Consider the following 16,517-nt stretch of genomic DNA (forward strand, 5'->3'; position numbering starts at 1 on the left):
CGGTTTCATCGCCGCGGGAACGCGCCGGCAACAAGTCAGTGGAGGTTCGGATGTCCCAGGTTCTGCGATTCACGCTCCCGGACGGGTCGGTGCGGGAGGTCGAGGTGCGGTACGCGCTCAATGCCGGGTACGCCGGGCGCGACACCGCGCAGGTTCAGCACCACGTCGACGAGTTGGCCGAGCTGGGGGTGCCGGCGCCTGGGCGGATCCCGACGCTGTACCCGCTGTCGGCGTCGCTGGTCGGTCGGCCCGACGTGGTCCAGGTCGCGCACGGGCGGACGTCGGGGGAGGCGGAGTGGGCGCTGGTGGTCGGTGAGGGGCAGGACGACCTGCTGCTGACTGTGGCGTGCGATCACACGGACCGGGCGCTGGAGGTGCACGGGGTCGCGTGGAGCAAGCAGACTGCGCCGGACGCGCTGGGGGATGTCGCTTGGCCGCTGGCGTCGGTGGAGAGTGAGCTGGACGCGTTCACGCTGAGGGCGTGGGTGCGGCACGGCGACGAGGAGCAGCTGATCCAGGACGGGACGCTGGCGCAGCTGCTGCCGCCGTCGTACTGGGTGAAGGAGCTGGGCGACCTGCTGCGGCCGGGCACGGTGTTGCTGAGCGGGACGATCCCGATGATTGCTGGGGTGGATCAGTTCGCCGATGCTTGGCGGGTGGAGCTGACTGATCCGCGCGGGGTGACCAGCTGGATCGAGTACGCCGTCGAACAGCTTGCCGCGGCGTGGGACTGAGGCGAGGGGCATGAAGGCCGAGCACGAGTTCTTCGGTGTCGACCAGGTCGAGTGGACCGACGCGGGCGGCGGGATCAGCCAACGGGTCCTGAGCGAAGGGCCTGAGGACAACCTCACGCGGATCGCCCGCTGGGCTCCGGGGACGATCACCAGTGAGGTGATCCGGCACGAGTACTTCGAGGAGGTCTACCTGCTCGAGGGTTCGCTGACGGACCTCACACTGGGCAAGACCTTCGGTGCTGGCCAGTACGCGGCGCGCAGGCCGGGCATGCCGCACGGCCCGTACAGCACAGCAGAGGGCTGCACGATGCTGGAGATCCGCTACCCAGCCGGGTAGTGAATGTGGGTGGGGTGGGGTGAGGGCCGCCCCGAGCGCAGCTTCGCGCGCAGATCGCTGCGCTGCCGGCCCAGCGCGCTGGTGTGCGCGCCGGGCCAGGTCAGCTCAGGTCAGCTCAGGTCAGCTCAGTTCAGCTGGCTGCGGCCGCCAGCTCTACCAGGGTGCGGACGGAGTAGCCCGTGCCGCCGGTGGAGGTGTAGCCGGAGGCGCCGCCGTCGTTGAAGGCGGGGCCGGCGACGTCCAGGTGGACCCAGTCGATGCCTTCGGCAACGAAGTCGCCGAGGAAGGCGGCGGCGGCGAGGGCGCCGCCCCAGGGCTCGCCGGTGATGTTCGCGAGGTCGGCGACCTTCGAGTGCGAGCGGAGCTTGTCGAGCATCTCGGACGGGATCGGCAGCGGCCACATCGCCTCGCCGGCCGCGAGCGCCGCGTCGATGACCCGCTCGCGGGCGGTGTCGGTGTTCGCGAACGCGCCCGCCACCTTGGTGCCCAGGGCAACGACACAGGCGCCGGTCAGGGTCGCCACGTCGACGATCAGGTCAGGCTCGTCCTCGGACGCACGGACCAGCGCGTCGCCCAGGACCAGGCGGCCCTCGGCGTCGGTGTTCAGGACCTCGACGGTCTTGCCGCCGTACATGGTCAGTACGTCGGACGGCCGCGCCGCCGAGCCCGACGGCATGTTCTCGGCCATCGCGGCGTACGTCGTGATCTGGACCGGCAGCCCGAGCCGCGCGATCGCGATCGTCGCGCCGACCACCGCGGCCGCGCCGGCCATGTCGGCCTTCATGCTGATCATCCCGGACGCCGTCTTCAGAGACAGGCCGCCCGAGTCGAACGTGATGCCCTTGCCGACGAACGCGAGGTGCGTGACCGGCTTCTTCGGCGTGTAGCTGAGCCGGATCAGCCGCGGCGGGTTGTCCGAGCCCTGGCCGACGCCGAGGATGCCGCCGTACCCGCCCTTGGCCAGGGCCTTCTCGTCCAGCACCTCGACCTTGACGCCGTACTCCTTGGCGAGCTTCTGCGTGTGCGCGGCGAACTCGGCCGGGTGCAGGTCCGAGGGCGGCATGTTCACCCAGTCGCGGACCTGGTGGACCGCGTCGGCGACCACCTGGGCGCGCTCCAGCGCGGCCTTGGCGTCCTTGTTGCGGGCCAGGTCGGTGAGCAGCGTCAGGTTGCCCGGCGCGTCGGTCGAGGCCTCGGACTTGTAGGCGTTGAACGAGTAGCGGCCGATCAGCGCGCCCTCGGCGACCGCCCGGACGCAGTCGGCGTCCGGCGTCGGCAGCGCGAACGCGACCGACTGCGCGGTCTTCGCGGCGCGGACGCCGACACCGGCGGCGGTGCGCAGGTCCTCGGTCTTCAGCGCGCCGTCCGGCGCGGCGCCGAGGCCGACCGCGATCAGCGTCGCCGACTTGCCCGGCTTCGGGCCGGGAACCTTGGTGACCTCACCGGTCTTGCCGGTGGCTCCGAGCCCGGACAGCACCTCCACCAGGCGGCCGTCGTACGCGGCGTTCAGCGACTCGGTGCCGGCCGGCAGCGCGACGCCGCCGTCGAGCCTGACGACACCGATGACGACGACGTCGGTCTTGACGCCGGCCGCATCTGACTTGCTCAGGGTGATGGTGCTCACGAAATCCTCAGTCCTCCTTGACCGGATGGCAGGTGCGCCGGTCGTGACGGTACGTGAATGCTGCTCCAGCATGCTACGTGGGAGCGGCGCGGGAGATGCGTGCCACACCACCGAGCCTGCCTCATCGGGCTGTCCCGCCCGGCCGCGCCGGTCAGGTAGGTTCCGCTGCATGACCAGCTTGAAGAAGTCCCCGCTGCACGAGCGGCACGTCGCCCTGGGAGCCAAGTTCGCCGAGTTCGGCGGCTGGGAGATGCCCCTGGAGTACGGCGGGGTGGTGGCCGAGCACACCGCGGTCCGGACCTCGGTCGGGGTGTTCGACGTGAGCCACCTGGGCAAGGCCACGGTCAAGGGGCCGGGCGCCGCGGCGTACGTGAACTCCTGCCTGACCAACGACCTGGGCAAGATCGGCCCCGGCCAGGCCCAGTACACGCTGTGCTGTGCCGAGGACGGCGGCGTGGTCGACGACCTGATCGCGTACCTGCACGCGGACGACGACGTGTTCCTGATCCCGAACGCCGCGAACACGGCCGAGGTCGTACGACGGCTCGCCGAGCAGGCGCCGGACGGGGTCGTGGTGACCAACACCCACGACGACTACGCGATCCTCGCCGTCCAGGGCACGCACTCCGACGACGTCGTCGCCGCGATCGGGCTGCCGACGGGGCACGACTACATGGCGTTCGCCGTCGCGGACTTCGCCGGTACGCCGGTGGTGGTATGCCGGACGGGCTACACGGGTGAGCGTGGTTACGAGCTCGTCGTACCGAACGACGCTGCTGTCGCGGTGTTCGACGCGTTGCTGGCCGCGGGAGAGCAGTACGGGATCGCGCCGGCCGGTCTGGGGGCGCGGGACACGCTGCGGACCGAGATGGGGTACCCGCTGCACGGGCAGGACATCTCGCCGGAGATCACGCCGGTGCAGGCGCGGTCCGGCTGGGCGGTCGGGTGGAAGAAGGAGCACTTCTGGGGCGACGCCGCGCTGCGCGCCGAGAAGGAGGCCGGCCCGAAGCGGATCCTGCGTGGGTTGCGCGCTGTAGGCCGGGGCATCCCGCGGCCGCACATGACGGTGGCCGGCGCTGATGGTGCGTTGGGTGAGGTCACGTCGGGCACGTTCTCGCCGACCCTGAAGAAGGGCATCGCGCTGGCGCTGCTCGACGCCGGGGTCAAGGAAGGCGACGAGGTCACGGTCGACATCCGGGGCCGCCAAGAGGCCTTCGAGGTCGTCAAGCCGCCGTTCGTGACGGTCAACGTGCGCCAGGACTGAGCTGGGCTAGCTGGGCGGTCATGCGGCCGGATAGGTCTGCGGTGGCTGGGGCCGCGGCGGCCGGCTGGTGGTGTGGAGGAGGCGTCGTCGGTGAGTGCAGGCGCGGCGGCTGGGTCGTGGTGTGGAGGAGCCAGCGTGAGTGGGCTCGCCCTGAGGGTTTGACTGGGGCGGGCTCCCGGGTGAGCACGTTGGCCTGGGTCTCCGGGCGGGCTGGGCGGCGGCGGAGGGCTCTTACTCGGGGCTCCACTCGGGTGCGTGGTGCGGCGGTTCCGCGGCAGTGGGACTGGGGGGACAGGGCTGTGCCGCACCAGTCTCGGGTGGTGTTCTGGCCGTTGGTGAGGAGGCCTGCGGCTAGGAGGGCTAGGGCGGCTGCGGCGGATAGCCAAGGGCTGGGCATGGGGTGACCTCTTCCGTGGGGCGCGGCGGTGCGCGGACAGGATGAGGGCGGGGTGTTACCCGGCGCTTACCAGCGGGAGCGGGCCGGCTGACTACGCTGCGGGGGTGGAGTTCCGACTGCTTGGTCCTGTCCAGATCTGGGCGGGTGGGCAGCAGGTCGAGCTGAAGCGCAGGCAGGAGCGTCTGCTGCTGGCTGTCCTGTTGCTGGAGTCCGGCAAGGCTGTGGCTGCTGACCGGTTGATCGAGTTGCTCTGGCCGGAGGAACAGCCTGGTAGTCCTCGGCGGGCGCTGCAGGTCTATGTGTCGCGGCTGCGGACAGTGCTGGCTGCCGGCGACAGCAAGTTGGTCACTGGGTCGCTTGGCTATGCCATTGAGGTCCCGACCGGGCGTACTGATGTGGAGCTGTTTGCTGCGCTGGTCGAGCAGGCGAAGCCGCTTGACGATCTGGAGCAGCGTCGGAAGCTTCTGGTCGACGCACTGGCGTTGTGGCGCGGTCCGGCGCTGGCGGATGTTGCTTCTGAGGATGTACGGCGGCGGCTGTGCGCGGGGCTCGACGAGTCGCGTTGGGCGGCGCAGGAGTTGCGGCTGACGACCGAGCTGGCGTTGGGTCGGCACCGGGAGCTGCTCCCCGAGCTGGCCGCGCTCACCGGCGAGCAGCCGACGCGGGAGTCGCTGGCCGCGGCTCAGATGCTGGCGCTGTACCGGGCTGGTCGCCAGACGGACGCGTTAGCGGCGTACGCCGAGCTGGTGCGGCACCTGTCCGACGAGCTGGGTGTCGAGCCCGGACCGCAGCTGCGCGATCTCCAGGTCGCGATCCTGCGCCAGGACGAGGCGCTTGACTTCCAGGCCACCGCGCCGGGCCCGCGCGAGCTGCCGGCCGACATCGGCGTACTGGTCGGCCGCGACGCCCTCCTGGCGGAGCTGACGGCAGTACTGCGGGGCACCGGGGGAGCCAGTGGAGCGGGTGGGTCAGCCTCGGCGCTACCGCCGACCGGGAGGGCCAGTGCAGCTCCGGGGGCGGCTGGAGAAGCCGAGGGGTCGGCTGGAGGAGTGAGCAGAGCCCCCGGCTCGGCCGGAGGAGCGAGCAGAGCCTCGGGCGGGCGGCTGGCCTCGTTGCCGGCTGTGGTGTGTCTGTACGGCGCTGCGGGGACAGGCAAGTCGGCGGCGGCTGTGCGGTTGGGGCACAGCTTGGCGGCGGAGTTCCCTGGTGGGCAGTTGTTTGCTCGGTTGCAGGATGTGAACGGGGAGCCGGTGGCGACCAGTGTGCTGCTTGGGCGGCTGCTTCGGTCGTTGGGTGTGGAGAGCTTGCCTGAGTCGGTGGAGGAGCGATCGGCACTGTTGCGGTCCACGCTGGCTGGCAAGGCAGTGCTGCTCGTGCTGGACGACGCGGCGGATGCCGGGCAGTTGCGGCCATTGCTGCCGGCTGACAGCCGGTGCGCGGTTGTCGTCACGTCCAGGCGGCCGCTGCTGGGGCTCGAGGACGCTGTCCACCGGGAGATCACGCCGCTCGACAGCGGGACCAGTGTGGAGTTGCTGGCTGCGCTGTCCGGGCGGCCAGCTGATGAGCTGCAGGAGATCGTCGGCTACTGCGTCGGTCTGCCACTCGCGCTGCGGATCGTCGGGGCTCGGCTCAGCCTGATCCGCGAGGACGTGGCCGAGGTGGTCAAGTCGCTGGCCGACGAGTCCAGCCGGCTCGACTACCTGGTGGCCGGCGATCGCGCCGTACGAGCAAGCCTCGATCTGACACTCCGTACGGCGGGGGAGACCGCACGGCGGCTGTTCGGGTACCTGGCGCTGGTCGGTGCTGACGAGTTCTCCGCGTGGGTCGCGGCGCCGCTGCTTGATCTGGATGAGCGGCCTGCACGTACGGTCCTGTCTGAGCTGGTCGCGCTCGGGTTGGTGCAGCCGCGGCGCACCAGCCCAGCGACGTACGGCCTGCATGCGCTGGTCCGCGCCCGCGCGGTTGAGGAGCTGAGTGGCGCCAGCGACCGCGAGACGGTTGAGGTGCGGTACTTGCAGGCGGTGCTGCGGCTGTTGGCCATCGCCGACGATCAGCTCGGGGACGTCATTCCGCATCACCTGGTCTTCGACCGCGGTGAGGGCCGACCGCTGACCGAGACCGACAGCCAGGCAGCGCGGGGAGCAGCCTGGCTCGACCTCGAAGCACCGGTCGTGCAAGCAGCAGTAGCCCTCGCGGCGCACACAGGCGCGGCCGCAGCAGGCCGCGAAGAACAGCGCGATGCCGGCCCGAGCCGCGAAGACCTCCAGCGCTCCCGCCTAGCGGCGATGCTGGCGTTGCGGCTGGATCATTACTTGATCGTGCGGGACCACCGGGAGATGCGCGAGCAGGCGCTGGCTGACGCCACCACAGCTACGGCAGACGGCGATCCCACGCTCGAGGCCGAGGTGCTGCGTCGCCTGTTCGCCGCCCGAGCTCAGGGCGGCGCGTCGACCGACGAGCTGCAGGGTGTTGTCGACCGTGAGCTGGATGCCTGCCGGCGCTCGGGGGATCCCGAGCAGATGGCGACGGCGCTCGGCCAGCTCGCGTGGGTGGTGTCGGCGGATGCGGACTTCGAGCAGACGATCGTGGTCGGCGAGCAGATCCTGGCGCTGGCGGACCAGTGCGCGGATCCGCCGGTGATCAAGGTGCGCGCGCTCGACCACATCTCGGCCGGCCTGGTGCAGCTCGGCCGGGTGCCCGAGGCGATCGAGGCCAAGCGGCAGATCCGGGCGCTGAGCGAGCCGGGCACCCGGCTGCACGCGATCCGGCTGATCCTCCTGTCCCAGGCGCTCACGACCGGAGCGGGCCAGGGCGCCGAGCACGCCACGGAGCTCGCCGGCGCGGTCGCCGAGGCCCGCGAGATCGTGGACCGCATCGGCGACGAGCTTGGCGGCGCCCACACCGACCTGGCCGAGGCACGGCTGGAGATGCTGCGCGGCAACCTGACCCAGGCGGCCGAGCTGCTCGACCGGACCGCCGCAGTGTTCGCCGTACGGCCCGACCAGTGGGGCGACGCCCAGCTCCGCGTCACGAGGGCGTGGCTGGCGATCCGGTCAGGCCGCCGCGACGACGGCTTCCGGATCTTCGAGGAGGGGATCGAGGCCCACACGGCGATCGAGTACGCCGGCGGTGCCGAGCTGCTGCGTGGCCAGCTGCGGCTGGCCCGGGAGGAGCCGTGAGCACGCTGTGTGATCATCGACCGAGCGGCCGGATTCCTGCACTGTCTGTGACAATCTGGCACAAAATGGCCATTGTCGGTGCTGTGCCGCCGCAATTTGTGGACGATTGGTCGCGCAGCGTGAACATTCGTTCCAAATGTACCGCCCCGGTACTCGTTCCGGTAACGATTTGTACACTGCTGCCGGAACCGGCTGGTTTGGGGTCGGAGTGTCGGGCAGGCTAGCGCGCGGTTGTGGCGCCGGTCGTTGTCAAGGCATTTCGGCTGCACGTAGTTCCACCACCCTGGGCCTGGCCCGATCTACAGACCGTGGCCGGTCCCATCCCGGAATCTGGCTGACAGAGCTGACGGAGTGCGCATGAGCATCGGTTCACCCGACTCGACCGTAGGTGTCGAGGACCACCCGTCGTCGGCGGAGCCCGTCCGCGACGCGAGTGTGGCGCACGGGAAGTCGCCGACGCGGATCGCGATGGACCGGCTCCGCAAGGACCGGGTCGCGGTGATCTGCGTGTGCGTGGTGCTGTTCTTCGTGCTGATCGCGGTCCTCGCGCCGCTGCTGACCAAGCTCGAGGGCGGCAACATCGGCACGTTCAACCCGGACCTGGTCGACGAGTACGGCTTCCCGACCATCGGCATCACCCCCGACCACTGGTTCGGGGTCGAGCCGAAGACCGGCCGGGACAACTTCGCCCGCTGGGTGTACGGCGCGCGCCCGTCGCTGATCGTCGCGTTCGTCGCGACGCTGTTCGGCACCGCCGTCGGCGTGGTGATGGGTCTGTTGGCCGGCTTCCTCGGCGGCTGGGTGGACCGGGTGATCTCGTGGGTGATCGACTTCGTGCTGAGCCTGCCCTACCTGCTGTTCGCGATCGCGATGGTGCCGATCGTGGAGAACATGCGCGGCGGCTCGTTCAACCTGACCCCCGACGAGCAGGCCTCGACCCGGTTCTTCGTGCTGATCTTCGTCTTGTCGTTCTTCGGCTGGGCCGGTCTGGCGCGGATCATCCGCGGTGAGGTGCTGTCGCTGCGCGAGCGCGAGTTCGTGCTGGCGGCCAAGGCGATCGGCGTGCCGACCCGTCAGGTGCTGTTCAAGGAGCTGCTGCCGAACCTGGTCGCGCCGATCGTGATCTCGGCGTCGCTGGCGCTGCCGGCGTACGTCACGGCCGAAGCAGGGCTCTCGTTCCTGGGCGTGGGACTGATCGAGCCGATCCCGTCGTGGGGTCAGACGATCGCCACCGCGACCAACTGGTTCAAGGCCGACCCGCTGTACCTGTGGCTGCCGGTGCTCGGCATCACAGCCCTCGTACTGGCCCTCGCCCTCCTGGGCGACGCGGTCCGTGACGCCTTCGACCCGAAGACTCGCCGGTAGCCCGGCGTTGCCCCAGCGGCAGAAAAGGAGAAAGACAACAATGCAGTGGAAGCGGATCACCGCTGTCGCGGCGACGGTCATGATGGCCGCCGTGGCCTGTGGCACCCCGTCGTCGAACAGCGGGAGCGGTAACGGAAACACGGGCGACGCGGGCAAGGCGCAGGCGAAGGCGACCGACCCGACCCTGAAGGGCCCGGCCCCCGAGGTCGAGGGCGCGAAGAAGGGCGGCACCGCGACGGTGCTGTCCGACGTCACGCCGAGCACCTTCGACCCGACCGACATCTACTACGTCGACGGCAACCAGATCGGCAAGCTGATGTACCGGGCGCTGACCCAGTACAAGCTGGACGAGAAGACCGGTCAGCCGACCCTGGTCCCCGACCTCGCCGAGGACCTGGGCACCAAGTCGGCCGACGGCCTGACCTGGACGTTCAAGCTCAAGCAGGGCATCAAGTACATGGACGGCACGCCGGTCAAGGCCGCCGACTACGCGTACTCGATCAAGCGGTCGTTCGCCCACGACCTGTACGACTCCGGACCGACGTACCAGCAGCAGTTCTTCAAGGACGGCGAGAAGTACAAGGGTCCGTACGCCGACGGGGACAACTACTCCGGCGTCGAGGCCCCGGACGAGTCGACCCTGATCATCCACCTGGCGAAGAAGTTCGACGACCTTCCCTTCTACGCGGCGTTCCCGATGTTCACGCCGATCCCGAAGACCAAGGACACCAAGAAGAACTACGAGCAGAAGCCGATGGCGACCGGCCCGTACATGGTCGAGGGCTACACCGCCGGCACCGAGCTGAAGCTCACCAAGAACCCGAACTGGGACGCCAACACCGACCCGGTGCGCCACCAGTACGTCGACAAGTGGGACTTCAAGTTCTCGCAGGACCTGCTGAAGGTGCAGCGCCAGGTGCTGGCCAGCAACGGGGCCGACGCGAACGCGCTGAGCTACAGCAACCTGGACGCCAGCCTGGTGCCCGAGGTCAAGGACCAGACCCAGATCATCCGTGGCCAGTCGCCGTGCACCGCGGTGCTCGGTATGGACACCCGGAAGATCCCGTTGGAGGTCCGCAAGCTCGTCGCGCAGGCCTTCCCGTTCGACAGCTGGCGCAAGGTCCGTGGTCTGACCCCGGACAGCGCCATCCCGGCCTCCACCATCCTGCCGCCGGCCGTCCCGGGCTACGAGAAGTTCGAGCTGCCGGGCCTGACCGGAACCGGTAAGGGCGCCGAGGACGCGGCCGTCGCGTCGGAGATCAAGGGCAAGCTCAAGGAGCTCGGCAAGGAGAACTTCGAGCTGAGCTACTACTACTCCAACGACGACAAGATCCGTCAGCAGCAGAACCAGCTGTGGACCCAGACGTTCACCGCGGCCGGCTTCAAGGTCAAGTCCGTCGGCGTGCCGAAGGCCAAGATCCGCAGCCTGACCAACGACATGAACGCTCCGGTCAACCTCGGCCAGGGCCCCGCCGGTTGGTGCTCCGACTGGCCGCAGGGCACCAGCTGGTTCCCGGTGCTGTTCCGCTCCGACGCCGTCGCGCTCAACAACAGCATCGGCATGATCCAGGACAAGGCCCTCGACACCGAGATCGACCGCGTCGCCGGCCTGACCCCGGACGAGCAGCTGAAGGAGTGGTCGAAGGTCGACCGCAAGATCCTCGAGGAGTACCTGCCGGCGGTTCCGCTGTACTACAGCGCGAGCACCTACCCGGTCGGCAAGAACATCGGTCACGCCATCAACGACGTGACCCAGGGCATGCCCGAGTTCACCTCGATCTACCTGAAGCAGCCCTGATCCGGTTCGCCGGAACAACAGGTTCGGGTACGCCGGGACACCACGTCCCGGCGGACCGGAACAACTAGCAGTCTGATCATCTGATGGTGGGGTGGTGACCGGACCTCGGTTCGGTCACCACCCCGATCGGTGAGGAGAAAACCCCCGTGCTCTACTTCGTGGCGCGCCGGCTGGTGAGCGCGCTCAGCGTCGTACTGGTCACGCTTATCGCGACCTTCGCGCTGTTCTTCGTCGCCCCGACCGACCCGGCCGCGGCGATCTGCGGTGAGCGCAACTGCACCCAGGAGCGCTACAACGAGATCAAGGAGAACCTGCACCTCGACAGACCCAAGGTGCAGCAGTTCGCCGAGTACACGGCGGGAATCTTCGCCGGGCGGACCTTCGAGACCGCCGGTGTCGTGCAGAAGTGCAACGCGCCCTGTCTGGGCTTCTCGTTCAAGAACGACCGTCCGGTGACCCAGATGCTGAAGGAGCGGCTGCCGGTCACGGTGTCGCTCGTCGCCGGGTACGCCGTACTGGTCCTGACCATCGGCGTCTTCGTCGGCTCGATGGCCGCGAAGAGACGCGGCAGCCTGGGCGACCGGGTGCTGATGACCAGCACGCTGGTGCTCAGTTCCGTGCCGTTCTACATCGTCGCGCTGATGATCTCCCTCTACCTGACGATCCTCTACCCGATCCTGCCGCGCGGTGGTTACACGCCACTGACGGACAATCCGGCCAAGTGGTTCCTCGGCTTCGTGACGCCCTGGCTGGTGATCGGGATCTACAACTGCACGCAGTACGCGCGCTACTCGCGGGGCTCGATGGTCGAGACGCTGAGCGAGGACTTCATCCGGACCGCGCGGGCCAAGGGCCTGTCGGACCGGAAGGTGACCTACAAGCACGCGCTGCGCTCGGGCCTGATCCCCGTCATCACCATCTTCGGTCTGGACATCGCCGGCAGCCTGGCCGGCGCGATCTTCACCGAGCGCATCTTCGACCTTCCCGGCCTGGGCAACCTGGTGCTGGAGAGCCTGCAGACCTACGACCTGCCGGTGATCATGGGTACCGTGCTGATCGCGTCGGTGATCCTGGTCGCGATGAACTTCCTGGTCGACGTGGCCTACAGCATCGTCGACCCGCGGGTGAGGCTGTCGTGAGCACACCCACCAACGAGCCGCGGAAGGACACCTCCTCGATGAGCGACAGTGCAGCCGACGCCAAGCGCGGGCCGTCGATCGCGACCCGCGAGCGCCGGCAGGGATCGCTCAACCCGAGCGGCGAGACGCCGTACCTCGAGGTCACCGACCTGACGGTCAAGTTCCCGACCGCCGACGGCCTGGTCAGCGCGGTGAACGGACTGTCGTACGCCGTACCGCTGGGCCGGACGCTGGCGATCGTCGGCGAGTCCGGGTCGGGCAAGTCGGTCTCCAGCATGGCCGTGATGGGCCTGCACGACCGCAAGCGGACCCGGATCACCGGCTCGATCAAGCTCGGCGGCGACGAGATCGTCGGCCTGCCCGAGAACGACCTGATGAAGGTCCGCGGCGACGCGGTCTCGATGGTCTTCCAGGACCCGCAGTCGTCGCTGCACCCGCTCTACACGGTCGGCAACCAGATCTCCGAGGCCTACCTGGTGCACCACAAGGTCTCCAAGGACGTCGCCAAGAAGCGCGCCCTGGAGATGCTCGACCTGGTCGGCATCCCGAACCCGGTCCGCCGGTACAAGCAGTACCCGCACGAGTTCTCCGGCGGTATGCGCCAGCGCGCGATGATCGCGATGGGTCTGGTCAACGACCCGAAGCTGGTGATCGCCGACGAGCCGACCACCGCGCTCGACGTCACAGTCCAGGCGCAGATCCTGGACCTGCTGAACAACCTGCAGAAGGAGTTCGGCTCGGCGATCGTGCTGATCACGCACGACCTCGGCGTCGTCGCCGAGATGGCCGACGACGTTCTGGTGATGTACGCCGGCCGCTGCGTCGAGTACGGCACCGCCGCCGACGTCCTGGCCCAGCCGCGGATGCCCTACACGTGGGGCCTGCTGGAGTCGATCCCGACGGTGTCGGCGGCCAGCGAGCGGCTGCGCCCGATCAAGGGTCTGCCACCGAGCCTGCTGAACCTGCCCAGCGGCTGCTCGTTCAACCCCCGCTGCCCCTACAAGGAGCGGGTCAAGGGCGAGCGCTGCACCACCGACCTGCCCGAGCTGCTGCCGGTCGACGGCGCCGGCGCGCACACGTCCCGTTGCCACCTGCACGACAAGGCCTCGATCTACGAGGCCGAGGTCGCACCGAGACTGGGCTGAGGAGAGAGATGAGCAACCCCGTGCAGGACAGTACCTCTGCCACGCAGGCCACGCCGCTGCTGCAGGTCCGCGACCTCAAGATGCACTTCCCGATCAAGGAGGCCGCCGGGCTGGGCCGGACCCGCAAGGTGGTCCAGGCCGTCGACGGCGTCAGCTTCGACCTGGCCCCGGGCGGCAGCCTCGGCCTGGTCGGCGAGTCCGGCTGCGGCAAGTCGACCACCGGCCGGATGATCACCCGGCTGCTGACCCCGACCGCGGGCCAGATCCTCTTCAAGGGCACCGACATCGCCCGGCTGAAGGAGAAGGACCTGCGGCCGTTCCGCCGCGAGCTGCAGATCGTCTTCCAGGACCCGTACAGCTCGCTGAACCCGCGGCAGACGGTCAGCAACATCATCAGTACGCCGTTGCGGGTGCACAACCTGGTGAAGAAGGGCAAGGAGCTCGAGCGCGTCCAGGAACTGCTGGAGCGGGTCGGCCTGAACCCCGAGCACCACAACCGCTACCCGAACGAGTTCTCCGGCGGTCAGCGCCAGCGGATCGGCATCGCCCGGGCGCTCGCGGTCGAGCCCGAGGTGATCATCGCCGACGAGCCGGTCTCCGCGCTCGACGTGTCGATCCAGGCGCAGGTGATGAACCTGATGGAGGACCTGCGCCGCGATCTCGGCATCGCCTTCGTCTTCATCGCGCACGACCTCGGCGTGGTCCGGCACTTCTGCGACACCGTCGCCGTGATGTACCTGGGCAAGATCGTCGAGCAGGGGCCGCGGGAGCAGATCTACACCGCTCCCCAGCACCCGTACACGCAGGCGCTGCTGTCGGCCGCTCCGGACCTCGGCACCATCCGTGGTGTCCCGCCGAAGGAGCGGATCCGGCTGGTCGGGGACGTCCCGTCGCCGATCGACCCGCCGAGCGGCTGCCGGTTCCGCACCCGGTGCTGGAAGGCGGAGGACATCTGCGCCACCCAGGAGCCGCTGCTGGAGATCAAGCCGCGCTCGACGAGCGGCCACACAGCCGCCTGCCACTTCGCCGAGCCGAAGGTCGACCTGACGGCTGCGACTGCCTGAGCACGCTCACCTCGGCCCCGCCTGCTGATCGCAGGCGGGGCCGAGTCGCGTCCTCCCGCCCCTCAAGTCATTGCTGGGGAAGCAGCCGCGGAGTGATCACGTGCAAGTAGTCCTGCCCGCCAGTCAGTACGGCGGGCTTGCGGCCGCCCGTGTACGACATCGTCAGCTCCTCCGTGGCGAACGAGTTGATCGCATCCAGCAGCAGCTGCCCGGTGAACGCGACCGTCAGCGGATCACCCGAGCCGGTGATCGGCAGCGTCTCGGCGCCTGACGCGTCGTCGCCCGAGCCGGCGTACACGCGGACCGAGCCCACGCCGTACTCGAGCCAGATCGGCGTCATCCCGTCAGCGACGACGCTCAGTCGTTTCACCACGTCACGGAGGGCGATCCGGTCGACGGTCGCGCTGATCGGGGTCTCGTCGGGGACGATCCGCCGGTACGGAAGGTAGGGCCCGCTGAGCGTACGCACCCAGGCTGACCGGTCGTGGTTGCGCAGCAGCAGGGTCTCGTCGGCCAGCGACAGCAACACCTGCCCGCCGTCGGCGGCGAACCCGCGCGCCAACTCGCCCAGCGTCTTCGCAGGCACCAGTACGTCGAACGCGTCGACCGGCGAGGTCAGCCCGACCCGAGCGATCCCCAGCCGGTACCGATCGGTGCTCGCGAGCTCGACAGTGTCGCCCGAGAAGCTGAGATTGATCCCCGCCAAGGCCGGCACCACGTCGTCCCGAGCAGCAGAAACCCCCACCTGCCCAACAGCAAGGGCGAATTCAACAGCATCAACATCTGTTCGATGTTCTTCTTCAGGTGAAGTCTTCGTCGGATACTCGCTCACCGGCAGGAGCGGCAGCGAGTAGACGGCATCTCCGCAGCGCACGACAAATCTGTTGTCGACGGCTGCGAGCGTGACCGGGCCTGCCGGCAGGAGTTTGGTGATCTCAGCCAGCATCCGCCCCGGCACCAAACAGGTGCCCTCGGCATCGACCTGGCAGTTCAGTGCCACCTGGGCCGCCATGGCGTGGTCCGTCGCGGCGACCGTCGTACCGTCGAAGCCGGCAGAAAAGTACAGCCCGAGCAGCACCGGGGTGCTGGTGCGGTGGGGGAGTCCCTTGGCGACCCAGCCGACGGCGGCGGCCAACTCCTGCTGGTCTGCTACGAGCTTCACGCGCCGCAGCCTAGGAGCGGTCGCGGCGCGGGAAACCTTCAGCTAGCTCGAATGTCCGTGCTTGAGCTCGTCCCGCTCCTGCGCGAACCGCACCGACTCGAACGCGACCAGCCCGGCCAGCAGCGCCGCCAGTACGCCGACCTGCGCGAGCGCCGGGACCTTGGCCAGCGCGAACAGCGCGATCACGCACAGCGCGGCCGTGATCAGCCGGCTCCATCCGACCGAGCCCGTCGTCCGGTACTTGAACCCGACGTGACCCAGCAGGTAGAACACGACCCCGAAGAACAGCGCGTACAGCCCGACCCCCTTCAGCGGGTCGTCGAGGTGGTGGTGCTCGGTGTCCCCGACGTACTCGAGCACCTTCTTCAGCCCGAGCGCGAGCAGCACGATGCCGGCCACCATCGGGAAGTGCAGGAACGTGTACGCGTCGCGCGCCAGCTTCGGCCGGGTCTCGTGCGGCTCGGCCGCGAGCGCCTGCTCGCCGTAGTGCACGGTCGCGTCGAAGTAGATCCACCACAGCGCCGCCGACACCGCCAGCCCGAGCAGCGACGCGATGATGATCGGCCAGGAGATCGGCAGGTCGGTGACGCCGACGCCGATCGCGACGATCGACTCGCCCAGCGCGATGATCACGATCAGCCCGTGCCGCTCGGCGAAGTGCGCGGCCGAGCGCAGCCGCCAGCCGCGCGCGTCGATCAGGTAGGTGCCGCCGTAGTCCGCGGCCAGGGCGGCCGCCCACAGCAGCGTCTGCGTCCGGCCGTGGAACTGCGACGCGACCAGCAGCAACGCCGTACCGGCCAGCATCGCCGGAGCGAAGCGGACGAGCGTACGACGCAGCGTCTTGTCGCCGTCCGCGATCAGCCAGAACAGCACCAGGTGCATCGCCCGGAACAGGAAGTACGCGATCGCGATCACGACAGGCCCCGGCAGCCCGCCCGGCAGGTCGTGGAACGCCTCGGGGATGGCCAGCGCGATCAGGAACATCGCTCCCATCGCGAGCAGCATCACGGTCCGGATCGAGCCTTCGTCGGCCTTGACCAGGTTGCACAGCCAGGAGAAGCCGATCCAGCTCCACCACAGCAGCCCGATCAGCAGCAGCCCGCGGACCGCGCCGCCCCAGGTCAGGTCGTGCGCCATCAACGCGGTGATCTGGGTCAGCGCGAAGACGAAGACCAGGTCGAAGAAGAGCTCCAGCGTGGTGACCGTCTGGTCCTCGGAGGTGGCCTGCGCCTTGATCGGCGGCCGTCGTGTGCTCATGGCCGCCATTGTGCATCCGCGGAGGTTATCGGAAGGCGATAACGCCCCTTCC

The 16,517-nt window shown here is 69.1% G+C and carries 12 protein-coding genes; 9 read left to right on the plus strand and 3 right to left on the minus strand.

Annotation, left to right across the window (positions count from 1 at the left end):
• Positions 1 to 50: 50 nt before the first annotated feature.
• Both ACYVIO_RS21325 and ACYVIO_RS21330 read left to right on the plus strand, forming a co-directional pair.
• Positions 51 to 734, plus strand: coding sequence for a DUF2848 domain-containing protein (locus tag ACYVIO_RS21325; RefSeq protein WP_460652601.1), 684 nt, complete (start codon positions 51 to 53; stop codon positions 732 to 734).
• A 10-nt stretch (positions 735 to 744) separates the two neighbouring features.
• A complete protein-coding gene (locus ACYVIO_RS21330; protein ID WP_460652602.1) occupies positions 745 to 1,071 on the plus strand; it encodes a cupin domain-containing protein in 327 nt (108 codons plus the stop codon).
• A gap of 130 nt (positions 1,072 to 1,201) precedes the next feature.
• Here the strand turns inward: ACYVIO_RS21330 and ACYVIO_RS21335 are convergent, their stop codons facing one another.
• Entirely contained in the window at positions 1,202 to 2,695 is a 1,494-nt protein-coding gene (locus ACYVIO_RS21335) for a leucyl aminopeptidase (RefSeq protein ID WP_460652603.1), read from the minus strand.
• A 169-nt stretch (positions 2,696 to 2,864) separates the two neighbouring features.
• On the opposite strand from ACYVIO_RS21335, the gene gcvT reads away from it, so the two are divergent.
• From gcvT to ACYVIO_RS21370, 7 genes are all read left to right on the plus strand, one after another.
• Positions 2,865 to 3,959 (plus strand): glycine cleavage system aminomethyltransferase GcvT, encoded by a 1,095-nt coding sequence (gcvT, locus tag ACYVIO_RS21340; protein ID WP_460652604.1) that lies wholly within the window; start codon positions 2,865 to 2,867, stop codon positions 3,957 to 3,959.
• Positions 3,960 to 4,460: 501 nt separating this feature from the next.
• On the plus strand, positions 4,461 to 7,535 hold the full coding sequence (locus tag ACYVIO_RS21345) for an AfsR/SARP family transcriptional regulator (protein WP_460652605.1): 3,075 nt from the start codon (positions 4,461 to 4,463) through the stop codon (positions 7,533 to 7,535).
• A 357-nt stretch (positions 7,536 to 7,892) separates the two neighbouring features.
• A complete protein-coding gene (locus ACYVIO_RS21350; protein ID WP_460652606.1) occupies positions 7,893 to 8,900 on the plus strand; it encodes an ABC transporter permease in 1,008 nt (335 codons plus the stop codon).
• 40 nt (positions 8,901 to 8,940) lie between these two features.
• Complete coding sequence (locus ACYVIO_RS21355) at positions 8,941 to 10,698, plus strand: ABC transporter substrate-binding protein (RefSeq protein ID WP_460652607.1); 1,758 nt, start codon at positions 8,941 to 8,943, stop codon at positions 10,696 to 10,698.
• Positions 10,699 to 10,844: 146 nt separating this feature from the next.
• Positions 10,845 to 11,837, plus strand: coding sequence for an ABC transporter permease (locus tag ACYVIO_RS21360; protein WP_460652608.1), 993 nt, complete (start codon positions 10,845 to 10,847; stop codon positions 11,835 to 11,837).
• Positions 11,838 to 11,875: 38 nt separating this feature from the next.
• The gene (locus ACYVIO_RS21365) at positions 11,876 to 12,982 is read left to right on the plus strand and encodes an ABC transporter ATP-binding protein (protein WP_460652609.1); all 1,107 of its coding nucleotides are present in this window, start codon (positions 11,876 to 11,878) and stop codon (positions 12,980 to 12,982) included.
• Positions 12,983 to 12,990: 8 nt separating this feature from the next.
• On the plus strand, positions 12,991 to 14,046 hold the full coding sequence (locus tag ACYVIO_RS21370) for an ABC transporter ATP-binding protein (protein ID WP_460652610.1): 1,056 nt from the start codon (positions 12,991 to 12,993) through the stop codon (positions 14,044 to 14,046).
• A 67-nt stretch (positions 14,047 to 14,113) separates the two neighbouring features.
• Here the strand turns inward: ACYVIO_RS21370 and dnaN are convergent, their stop codons facing one another.
• Together dnaN and ACYVIO_RS21380 are read right to left on the minus strand one after the other, a co-directional pair.
• On the minus strand, positions 14,114 to 15,208 hold the full coding sequence (gene dnaN / locus ACYVIO_RS21375; RefSeq protein WP_460652611.1) for a DNA polymerase III subunit beta: 1,095 nt from the start codon (positions 15,206 to 15,208) through the stop codon (positions 14,114 to 14,116).
• A 42-nt stretch (positions 15,209 to 15,250) separates the two neighbouring features.
• Positions 15,251 to 16,465 carry a low temperature requirement protein A gene (locus ACYVIO_RS21380; RefSeq protein WP_460652612.1) on the minus strand — a complete coding sequence of 405 codons (1,215 nt, stop codon included), beginning with the start codon at positions 16,463 to 16,465 and terminating at the stop codon, positions 15,251 to 15,253.
• Positions 16,466 to 16,517 lie beyond the last annotated feature (52 nt).

Source organism: Kribbella endophytica, assembly GCF_054781295.1.

Bases quoted from the DNA above. Each gene is read 5' to 3' on its own strand.
- ACYVIO_RS21325 (WP_460652601.1), top strand. From the start codon at position 51: ATGTCCCAGGTTCTGCGATTCACGCTCCCGGACGGGTCGGTGCGGGAG.
- ACYVIO_RS21330 (WP_460652602.1), top strand. From the start codon at position 745: ATGAAGGCCGAGCACGAGTTCTTCGGTGTCGACCAGGTCGAGTGGACC.
- gcvT (WP_460652604.1), top strand. From the start codon at position 2,865: ATGACCAGCTTGAAGAAGTCCCCGCTGCACGAGCGGCACGTCGCCCTG.
- ACYVIO_RS21350 (WP_460652606.1), top strand. From the start codon at position 7,893: ATGAGCATCGGTTCACCCGACTCGACCGTAGGTGTCGAGGACCACCCG.
- ACYVIO_RS21355 (WP_460652607.1), top strand. From the start codon at position 8,941: ATGCAGTGGAAGCGGATCACCGCTGTCGCGGCGACGGTCATGATGGCC.
- ACYVIO_RS21365 (WP_460652609.1), top strand. From the start codon at position 11,876: ATGAGCGACAGTGCAGCCGACGCCAAGCGCGGGCCGTCGATCGCGACC.
- ACYVIO_RS21370 (WP_460652610.1), top strand. From the start codon at position 12,991: ATGAGCAACCCCGTGCAGGACAGTACCTCTGCCACGCAGGCCACGCCG.
- ACYVIO_RS21380 (WP_460652612.1), bottom strand. From the start codon at position 16,465: ATGAGCACACGACGGCCGCCGATCAAGGCGCAGGCCACCTCCGAGGAC.